Genomic DNA, 9,964 nt, shown 5'->3' on the forward strand with positions numbered 1-9,964 from the left:
GCCGCTCGCTTCCTTCAGATTCCGCGTCACCACGGACACCCTTGCGTTAAGCTAACTGTTACTTCTGCCTTCACAGTTCGGGACTTACACCCTATAGATTACACCCATGCCAGGCGCACTAAAAAAAGGAAGTGGATCAAAAAATCCACTTCCTTTTTACTTAAAATTTTTTTATATCGATAACTTCTTTTTCGTATCCAAGTGCTATTACCATTTCGTTATATGCATTTAACACTTCATTATATAATAGGTTTACCTGTTCTTCATTTACTTCTCCATCCATCTCATAGCGTGCAGCATCAAATTGGCTACTAAATTCATTTAATTTCACTTTAAGAGTTTCTACTTGTTGCGATTGTCTCGCTTCCTCACTTGCATATGTATAAACATTAAATGAATGCTGGTTAGCAGTAAATTTTTCAATTAATTCGGTACGTTTTTTTCCTTTGACTGAAGCAATTTTTTTTAATTGTTTCATTAGATCCATTACATTACGGCTTTGATTTACGAGCGTTTCAACCATATTCATATGCAATGTCCCTCCCCAACATACTTAACTATTATCCACTTCATTATTTTATCAAAATTAAATATAAATAGCATAAAATCTAGTACAAGTAAATAAAAAAAGCAATCATATTCAAATAAAAAAGAAACTGGCCTTTTGCCAGTTTCTCACGAATTTATACTTCTCCTCTTTTACGAGCAGCAGCTTCATCTTTAATTTCTTCACGGAAACCTTCGATTGCTTTACGGCGACGCTCATTCTTTTCTCTAATTTTTTCTCTTTCTTCAGGACCTGCAAATTCCATACTTGCTTCTGCTTCATGAATATTTTTAATTGTATTTTTCACCATTGTTTGTAATCGTTCTACGTTGTTTGAACGATTGTCTGGATTCGGTTTTCGATTTGCCATTGAATGCTCCTCCTCCTTCAAAAAATTCAGTATTAGTGTGAATCGAATAATATGAAATATGCATCTGGGATTGCTTAAGAATTTGGTTCCGATTCCATTAATTCATTTTTCAATAATTCCTCATATTCTTTTGAAGTTCTGATTTCAACCGTAATCGCCCCAGGTCTGTAATAAGCTTGAATGAGAAAAGGGATTCCGGTTGTATTTTGGAATTGGAAGTCTAAGCCTCCAAATGAAACCGTAGCATCTCTTCCTTTTGGAACGTATCCAACATCCATGGAATGATGATGTCTTTCGATAATTTTAATTGGAAGCTGATCAACAGCATTAAATAATGTGGAAGATGTTTGACATATGCCTCCACCAATTCCCATTACCAATTTTCCATTCACGATTTCAGGTGCTATTTGATAACCGTAAGCAATTTCTCTAGGTCCAACGACTGCATTAAAGGAAAATGTATCTTCGCTGCCAACAATGATGTTATGAATAGCTGCAGCTGAAATCTCGATGTTTTTACTTCTCCCTGCTTTATTTGGATTAAAGAATGTAGTATAGGAAGCGAGTACAACTTCTTTTAAATGAGGAATATCAGTAAGTCGATAATTGCTATCAGTAATCTTTAATGGGATTTCAATCTTTCCACCAGTAAATGAGCGCTTTAATATTTCTTCTAACAACTGAGTAGTATTGACTTCAATTCTTGGGGAACCTTTAATAATTTCACCATCTTCATCAATTCGATCAAGGGACATTTCTTTGTAGTAATATGGTTCAATTTCATGAATCCATCGTTCCACTTCACTTTTGAAGATATTTAAGTCTAATTCGATGTCATAATCATACGGATGAAAGGAATGGACTATCTCCTTTGATTCGGGATCAATTATCTCGATGTTGATGGATTGATTATTAGAAAAAGGAAAATCAATCGTGGAAGCATTCACAAAAGTCTGGTTCAGAAACATTAATAAACTGAAAAATACAAATAACTTCTTCATCAACTATCAACACAACCTAATCAATATTTTTATAATTATGTTTCCCTATTTGTACGGACTCATACAAAAAATGAGCAGTCTGAAAAATCATTTTGGATGGCTGATTGTCATGTACGTTTTAGTCACAGATTAATTTTGCAGCGAGGGAAACTTGCATTGATTGTCGGAGGAGAGATTTATATAAGTTAATTGTTATGAAGAAGTAGGGGTGTCAAGAATTTCTCTCGACACCCTAAGTAAATAAACAAGGAAAATTATTTAAAATTTAAACTTTTGCGCTGTTTCGTTTAATGTTTCTGCCATTTTTGCTAATTCATTTGCTGCCGAAGCAATTTCTTGCATTGTACCATGTTGCTGTTCTGATGCCGAAGCAATTTCTTGAATGCTGCTTGATGTTTGCATTGAGCTATTTAATACTTCATTAATGTGATGTACAATTCTTTCAACATGTTCTTTAATTGTTGAACTTTCATCTAAAATTTTATTCATTTGAGTGGAGACTTTTTTGACAGCAATCGTAATATTCGAAAACTCATTTCCTGCTTTATCGACATATTTCATTCCATCCTGAACCGCATTATTTCCTTTGTTCATTGCAAGAACAGAATCTGAAATTTCGCTTTGAATTTCTTGTATTAATTTACTAATTTGTCGAGAAGCATCACTAGATTGCTCTGCAAGTTTTCGAACTTCATCTGCTACCACGGCGAACCCTTTTCCATATTGACCTGCTCGAGCCGCTTCTATCGCTGCATTTAAGGCTAATAAATTAGTTTGATCTGCAATGTCTGTGATTACTGAAACAATCTCATTAATTTCATTCGATTTTTTACCAAGTAAATTAATTGCCTTTGTTGCAGTGTTTGTTTTACCTTCGATTGCTTTCATTTGGTTGATTGTTTCTTGAATGACTTCAGTACCTGTCATAGCAGCCATAACTGCATCATCTACATTATTATTCGTTTGTTGTATGTTTTCTGTTATCGCATGAACACGATTTGATATATTGGAAATAAGTTGGTTACCTCTTTCCATAAAACTTGTTTGTTCATCAGTACTAGCTGAAATTGTCTGAATGGATGCGGAAATTTGTTCTGTAGCAAGCAATGTTTCTTCTGAGCTTGCTGTAAATTCTTCGCTTGAAGCTTGTACTTGTTCAGTAGCCTTCTTAATTTCTGCTACTAAAAGTTTAACATTATGAACCATATCATTGAAATGTTCTGTTAATTGGCCTATTTCATCTTTATTTTTACATTGAATTTTTTCGATATTTAAGTTCCCTGCTGCAACTTCGTTCATGCCTGCTGCAACTCGCAATATTGGTTTAGTAATCGTTTGAACAATCATGATGCTGAACAAGATAATAAAAATTGCTGAAATTCCAATAATGATATATACAGTATGCTGAATCGTTTTCGCTTCATTTAATACAATTTTTTCCGGCGTTTCTAAAATTAATCCAAAGCCAACTGATTCAATAGGGCATGTGCAAATATGTATTGTTCACCATTTAGACTAAGAGAAGAAATGCCCGAACTATTCAAGCTCTCTTTTAGAATATTGACTGTTTCTTGTTCAAGATTAGACTCATCAATATGTTTGCCAATTATTTCTTCATTATTAGCAACTTGGATATATCCTAAGTTGTCAATTAAAACTAAATTAGAAGAAACATCTTCATCATTTTTTAATAGTGTGTCGACCAATATTTCAAAATTTGCAGAGCCACACATAATTCCTATTATATTACCGTTGTCATCTTTAATGGGTGTCGCCCCTACGATGATTCGATTACCGGTAGCTTTAGATATTAATACTTCAGAATATGTACTTTCTCCTTTTAAAGCAATTGGATAATAACTACGATCGGAATAATCAGATCCAATACTTTCAGGTTTTGAATGAGCTATAACGGTTCCATCAGTATTAAGCACAAACATCGTTTCAAATACTTTTGATCGCGCTTCAAGAGTTTGTAAATATGGAATCATACTTTCAGAATCCATCGATTTCATAACATCACTTTCTGCTGCAACTTGCATTTCTCCCATCTGTGCGGAAAACCATTGATTGACAAATTCCGCTTTACTTAACAAAAGATTGTGCATTGCTTCTTCTTCTTTTTTGACAGTAATTTTACTATTCATGTTTTGAATAACAAATGAAACTAGAATTAATGGAAGCACTGAAACCAGTAAAAACCAACCGATAAACTTCTTTTTAATGCTATACTTTGCATGTAAACTTTTAATTTCCCCCAAATGAACCCTCTCCCAATAAATATAATTTTTAGATTTTTCAATTTATTATATAACTAAAACGATTAGAAATAAATAACTTAATAGTAATTTAATGGTTGTAATTTATGTTCATTTTTTCTATTATTCTAACATAATTTTCTAAAAAAGGAGAAAATTCTGCACTGAGCAGATTTTTCTCCTTATAAACAACACAAACGTATTTGAATATGATTTTAATAATGTTGTTCATAAATTGTTTTGTAAACCAAATTAACAATCGATTTTATAAATAAAAGTTAATACAACATTTCAAATAAACGGCTGTCCGCAATATTCGTATCGATTGGGCATACTTTTGAATCTCTACCATACTGCCATATCCATACATTTCCTTTACATGATACTTTTGTTGGATCGAATTTCGGTGCTAATTGTGCTTTCGTTACGCCAGGTGCTGGTTCTGCACTCCATAATATAGCTTGATTGGCAACGAGTTCATCATCGCTGACAGCTTGACAATAAGCATTTGCAAAGTTTCCTTCCGTCGGATCATGATAAAAGCCCGGTTTAAAATCAGTGTTATACAAATAATTGACATAACCACGAATCCAATTGCTGTCTACTTCAAAAAACCGTTCAACATTTGCAAATATCGGAGTTCCCTTTCGAATACCGAGCCGTTTTGCATGATAAGAAGCAAACATTGCAACCATTCTTCCTTCGTTCTCTCCAACTGCTCTTTTAAAATCGTTATATATTGGGAGTATCTTTGTTCCGCTATTGTGGAGCAGTTCAATTTCTTCGCGATCTAAACCGTCAGAAGCTCCTTCTACACGTGTTAAATATCTCCCCCAAAACTCAGGTTTCCCATAATTATTTAAAACACAATTGTAAAGGTCTGTCGTCACTTTTTGTGATGAATCAACACCCCAATGATAAGTAACCACTTCCGTACCTCTTTTCTATTAGTGTTTCCACTATTTATATATATTGAAATGTAGCAACAATTGTTCATAGAAATGAAAAATGAGGGCCGCATTTGACCCTCACTGAATTCATATCTTTGTAAAGATAATGCCCATCAATGCCGTGATTATCCCAACGATTTGATACAATTTTAGTTTTTCATGAAATACGACAAAACTTCCACAAACTACGACTAAGCAGCTTAATGATACGATGGAAAATACTATACTTGCAATTCCCGTTTGTAAAGCAAAGAAATAACAACTATATCCAATTACACTAATTATTCCTACCACAAAACCAATTTTTGCTTCCGGTGTCTGCCATTTCTCTTTTTGAATGAAGCTGTTAATCATTAAATAGACGGTACCTCCGCCGTACATGCAAATTAACATGTTGAGTGGCTGAATGTGCAAATATGTAGATGCTTTCATCAATATACCGAGAACACCAAGTGAGAGAATGGCAAAGCTAATTCTCATCATCCAAGGTAAATATTCTATATGCATATGATTGGAAGGAGAATATTGAATCAAAACGGCTGAACAAATCATGATGATAATGCCAATCCATTGCAGGAGCGTAATATGTTCATGAAAAATTAATGCTGCGCTTAAAATAGGAATGATTGCATTCATACTAATTAATGAACTGGTGATGCTTGCTGGTCCTTTTTCAAAGGCTTTAGACATTTGAATATTGCCGTTTGTATTTAATATTCCGATTATCGCTCCAAGTACAACCGAAGCAAAGTTAAAATTATGTAATCCAACAATTAATCCATAAATCATTGTTAAAATAAAAGCAATCAAATAAAAATAAAGTTGAATATGTATTTTTGAGTACCCTTTAGTAGTACTCCATTTAAAAATCATATTATTTGCACCAAAACAAAACATGGTAGACAATGCTGCCCCGACCCACATAAGTAAGCACCTCTTGCAAAATTTAATTCATTCTATTTTAGGTTCTATACATTGAAAATTTCAATGATTTTTCAATCAATAATTTTCTTTATTTTCACCATATTTTCTACCTTATGTTATTTGCTATAATGATAACTCAAATAGAATGGACCCACCTCAAACCAATGGAGAAGGGTCCAGTACATAAAACAATATTAATAATTTTTTTCTAATCGCTCTTGTAAATTGATTAAAACTTCCTTGGCTTTTCCTTCTATTATACAATCAAAGTAGGTTGAATGATGTGCAATTTCTTTATTGATGTACACTTTTTTTCCTTTGGTCATCTTAGGAAGTTGGTTTACCGGATATACTTCCAAACTTGTTCCAATAACGATGACTAAATCTGCACTTTGAATATTTAATAATGCATTGTGCCATGCTCTTTCAGGAAGCATTTCACCAAATAACACAACATTTGGTCTTAAGTTTCCTTGACAATGAGCACAATGTTCCTTGGCTAAAAAAGCTTCTTTTGAAGCGCTTCTTCCACACGAATGGCAACGAAATGTATAGATGGATCCGTGCAACTCTTCTACTTGGGTGTTGCCTGCTTTTGAATGGAATCCGTCGACATTTTGAGTAGCAATGTGTTGAAGGATTCCTCTTTTCTCCCAATTCGCAAGAATATAATGTCCTTCATGGGGAGAACATTTGTCCAGTAAATTAATTCTCATAGAATAAAATTCATGAAACAACGGATAATTGGATTCTATAGCGTCAACTGTTGCAACTTGCTGCGGGTCAGTTTTTGTCCACCAACCAGATGCAGAACGAAAATCGGGTACACCGCTTTCTGTTGACATACCCGCACCAGTCAATACAATTGTTTTTTTCGATGAACGAATCCATTCAACAACTGTTTGTATTTGGCTCAAATCCCCCACTCCTCTCTCTTATCCTTATCAATATTTATCTCATAAATTTTCCAAGAAGAAAATAAAAAAGTGCGATGGAAGTAGTGAATCCATTAAAATGCTTTATCGTACAGTTTATATATCTGCTCGTGCGGATAGATAAAACGCTTGTTCGTATGAATATGTCGCTTGTGCAGATAAATATATCCCTTGTGCAGATAAATATATCCCTTGTGCGGATGAAGATATTACTCGTGCAGATAAATACATCACTTGTGCAGATGCATACAAGTTCGCGCTGATGAAGCCTACTCTTGTTCAGTTAATAATTAAAAGTCTGTGCCAACATTACTTAACAGGCACAGACTTTTGTTCATCATCGTAGTAAAAATTCCGCAGTTATTTCATATCCCCGCATGTAATCTGGTGAACCCGGAAAACTTTGCATAAAACCATGAACGTTTCCATCAAAGCGAACAAGTTTTACATCAACACCAGTATTTTTTAATATCTCTGCAAAATATTCTCCTTCATCACATAAAGGATCGTATTCCGAAACAAAAATTAAAGTGGGTGGCATTTGAGCTAAATACATATTATTTGTGTGAAGGGGGGCATAATAGGAAATAGATGTATCCTCAAGATTGGAGATATTCAAAGAATGCAATGTTAAATCAATTCCGTACTTTCCATTAAAAAGCATTCTTGAAATATGGGGACTGTTCTTTATATGTTGGTCTAATTGAATAATTGGATAATGTAACACTTGCTTTTTAAATTGGAAATTTTGCTGAATAGTGAAATCAAGAACAATACTGATGGCAAAATGTGCGCCCAAACTTGGACCGCCTATTGCAATATGATCCGAATGGCCTCCTAATTCTTCAGCGTGTTCTATAATCCATTTTGTTACGTTATAACAACGTTGAAGCATTGATGCTTTATCCGAATTCGTATCATAATCGACTGCAATCACTTTGTAGCCAGTTAAAGAACAAATCATTCGACAACTAACATCATGGCTTTCAACACCACCCGGAATAAAATCTCCTCCGGGGAAAAAAATGAAAATAGGATGTTTTTCCGCTTCATTTGGTGTATAAATGCGAATGGGAATCTCAGAATTCCCTACTTGAACAATTCGATCTTCCACTTGAAATACTTTTGGACGTTTTTCTAAAGGTGGATTTTTTACTTTAATCCCCGTTTTCCTTGCATCCGGATGTTGTTGGAAGTACTGTTCGATATATAAATGAATCGGCATTACTTCACTCCTTTCATTGACATAATTGTGATGGATTGCTCCATACTAATCGATACACTGTACAATTAGAATGTCCAAATGAATAAAAGGATATGACAAATGAAAAAAACTAAGTATAGCCACTAAATCAAGTTTCTATACTTAGCATGAAAAAATTGTGCTGCTTAACAAACTCACTATTTCAAATTTATCTCTATAGTTAAGGGAATCATCCTCATCGACGAAAATTTTCGCAATAAATCCACTTCAAATCGTTGATACTACTGGATTTTCACCCATTTTTTCATTAAAACCATGCACTCTCAGACGCATCGAAATCTAATTGAATGAATAACTCCCTTCAAAATGAGCTGTAAATCGTTTATACAGCACGTATTTAATAATGAAAATTATTCCTTTATTTTACTTTTAACTGCATATAATGTATATTATATGCAGTTAGATTTTTTTCATGGAAAAAGTATTTTTATTGAATCGGTACATTCGCACGTTTTAAAAAAATCGCATTCGCCTTAAACGAATACGATTTCGTGTTAATTACTCTTCCCTATTCCATTTTTTAGATGAAAGGAGGTTTTAAGATGAATACACAGGAAGCAAAAAATCAATTGGACTATTATGAAGATGAATTAGATATTTTTTATACGTATATGGAGGATTTAGGTTATTCGCCTCACACGATAAAATGCTATCTGTCTGATGTACAATCTTTTCTATTGTTTCTTCATGAAAAAGATGATCAATGTGTTCCACTCGATGAGGTTGGATCGAAGCATATTCAAGCGTATTTGAGGAAAACACAAAAAGGCAAAGCCAAAACAACTCGCAACCGAAGATTAATGTCTTTACGAACATTTTTTAAATCTCTTGTGAAAGCGGAAGAATTAACCGTAAACCCAGCAGCAGAAGTTGATTTAGCGAAAACAGAAAAGAATTCTCTTCCTACCTATTTAAATGATGATGAGCTTCGACTGCTTTTTAAATGTATTAAGCATGATCAATACTATATACGCAATAAATGCATTTTAATGCTTATGAGTCTAGCTGGATTACGTGTCATAGAAATACATAATCTGAATACAACAGATCTTATTCGAGATGAAGATGAGCCAGGGATTAAAGTATTAGGAAAAGGAAATAAATCCAGATATATTCCCTTACCTACTCCTTTGTTTAATTTACTTTTAGAGTACGAACGAATGTATAGACCTTTACCAAAACCTGAACATCAAAATGCTTTTTTTGTTTCGAAACGCGGAGAAAGAATTTCAAGAAGAAGAATACAAATGATTGCAGAAGATACTTTTGCTTCGTTAAAAAGTTTACCTGATTTCACTTACTTACAAAACAAAAAGTTATCATCTCATAAATTGCGGCATACTTTCGGGACTAGACTTGTGCGCGGCGGAGTTGATCTTGTTACAGTACAAGAATTAATGGGACATACAAACTTGAGTACAACCCAAATTTATACGCACGTGAATAATAAGCAAAAGCAAGAAGCGATGAGAAATCAAAACGTTGGGAAATTTTTTGAATGAGGTGTCTAGAAAGGCGAATACTTCCAGACACCCTTCACTTTCTACAGCAGGAGCAATGACTTCACAAAATTTTACTACTATGAATAATCACTACCGTCGCATAAATGATGTCTGAATTTTCAGTTTTATTTTTTCTGGACTTTAGAGAAAAAACGAAAACACCTAAGCGAGGGTAGTAAACATCCATTTTTTTACTATAACCTATGACTTGTG

At 33.9% G+C, this 9,964-nt stretch carries 11 protein-coding genes; 1 reads left to right on the top strand and 10 read right to left on the bottom strand.

Translation table 11 applies throughout. The annotated features are described in order from the left end of the window. Positions 1-160: 160 nt before the first annotated feature. The 10 genes from HF990_RS14440 to HF990_RS14485 all read right to left on the bottom strand — a co-directional run bounded on the left by HF990_RS14440 (position 161) and on the right by HF990_RS14485 (position 8,210). Entirely contained in the window at positions 161-529 is a 369-nt protein-coding gene (locus HF990_RS14440; RefSeq protein WP_016838096.1) for a hypothetical protein, read from the bottom strand. Between the two features lie 154 nt (positions 530-683). Continuing rightward, complete coding sequence (gene tlp, locus HF990_RS14445) at positions 684-917, bottom strand: small acid-soluble spore protein Tlp (protein ID WP_016838095.1); 234 nt, start codon at positions 915-917, stop codon at positions 684-686. A 74-nt stretch (positions 918-991) separates the two neighbouring features. Then, positions 992-1,918: a VanW family protein gene (locus HF990_RS14450; RefSeq protein WP_100216190.1), complete on the bottom strand. Its 927-nt coding sequence runs from the start codon at positions 1,916-1,918 to the stop codon at positions 992-994. Positions 1,919-2,176: 258 nt separating this feature from the next. Further along, on the bottom strand, positions 2,177-3,265 hold the full coding sequence (locus HF990_RS14455; RefSeq protein WP_184656265.1) for a methyl-accepting chemotaxis protein: 1,089 nt from the start codon (positions 3,263-3,265) through the stop codon (positions 2,177-2,179). 107 nt (positions 3,266-3,372) lie between these two features. Further along, a complete protein-coding gene (locus HF990_RS14460; RefSeq protein WP_168412864.1) occupies positions 3,373-4,179 on the bottom strand; it encodes a PDC sensor domain-containing protein in 807 nt (268 codons plus the stop codon). A 275-nt stretch (positions 4,180-4,454) separates the two neighbouring features. Continuing rightward, positions 4,455-5,105, bottom strand: coding sequence for a glycoside hydrolase domain-containing protein (locus HF990_RS14465; RefSeq protein WP_016838092.1), 651 nt, complete (start codon positions 5,103-5,105; stop codon positions 4,455-4,457). A 108-nt stretch (positions 5,106-5,213) separates the two neighbouring features. Beyond that, a complete protein-coding gene (locus HF990_RS14470; RefSeq protein ID WP_016838091.1) occupies positions 5,214-6,050 on the bottom strand; it encodes a DMT family transporter in 837 nt (278 codons plus the stop codon). 194 nt (positions 6,051-6,244) lie between these two features. Then, positions 6,245-6,967: an SIR2 family NAD-dependent protein deacylase gene (locus tag HF990_RS14475; protein WP_016838090.1), complete on the bottom strand. Its 723-nt coding sequence runs from the start codon at positions 6,965-6,967 to the stop codon at positions 6,245-6,247. A gap of 114 nt (positions 6,968-7,081) precedes the next feature. Beyond that, on the bottom strand, positions 7,082-7,237 hold the full coding sequence (locus tag HF990_RS14480) for a hypothetical protein (RefSeq protein WP_157782647.1): 156 nt from the start codon (positions 7,235-7,237) through the stop codon (positions 7,082-7,084). Positions 7,238-7,322: 85 nt separating this feature from the next. Beyond that, positions 7,323-8,210, bottom strand: coding sequence for an alpha/beta hydrolase (locus HF990_RS14485; protein ID WP_016838089.1), 888 nt, complete (start codon positions 8,208-8,210; stop codon positions 7,323-7,325). 581 nt (positions 8,211-8,791) lie between these two features. Between HF990_RS14485 and HF990_RS14490 the strand changes: the two genes are divergently transcribed. Continuing rightward, the gene (locus HF990_RS14490) at positions 8,792-9,751 is read left to right on the top strand and encodes a tyrosine-type recombinase/integrase (protein WP_016838088.1); all 960 of its coding nucleotides are present in this window, start codon (positions 8,792-8,794) and stop codon (positions 9,749-9,751) included. The last annotated feature ends 213 nt before the right edge of the window (positions 9,752-9,964 follow it).

It is taken from the genome of Ureibacillus thermosphaericus, from assembly GCF_012396605.1.
Lineage (GTDB): Bacteria > Bacillota > Bacilli > Bacillales_A > Planococcaceae > Ureibacillus > Ureibacillus thermosphaericus.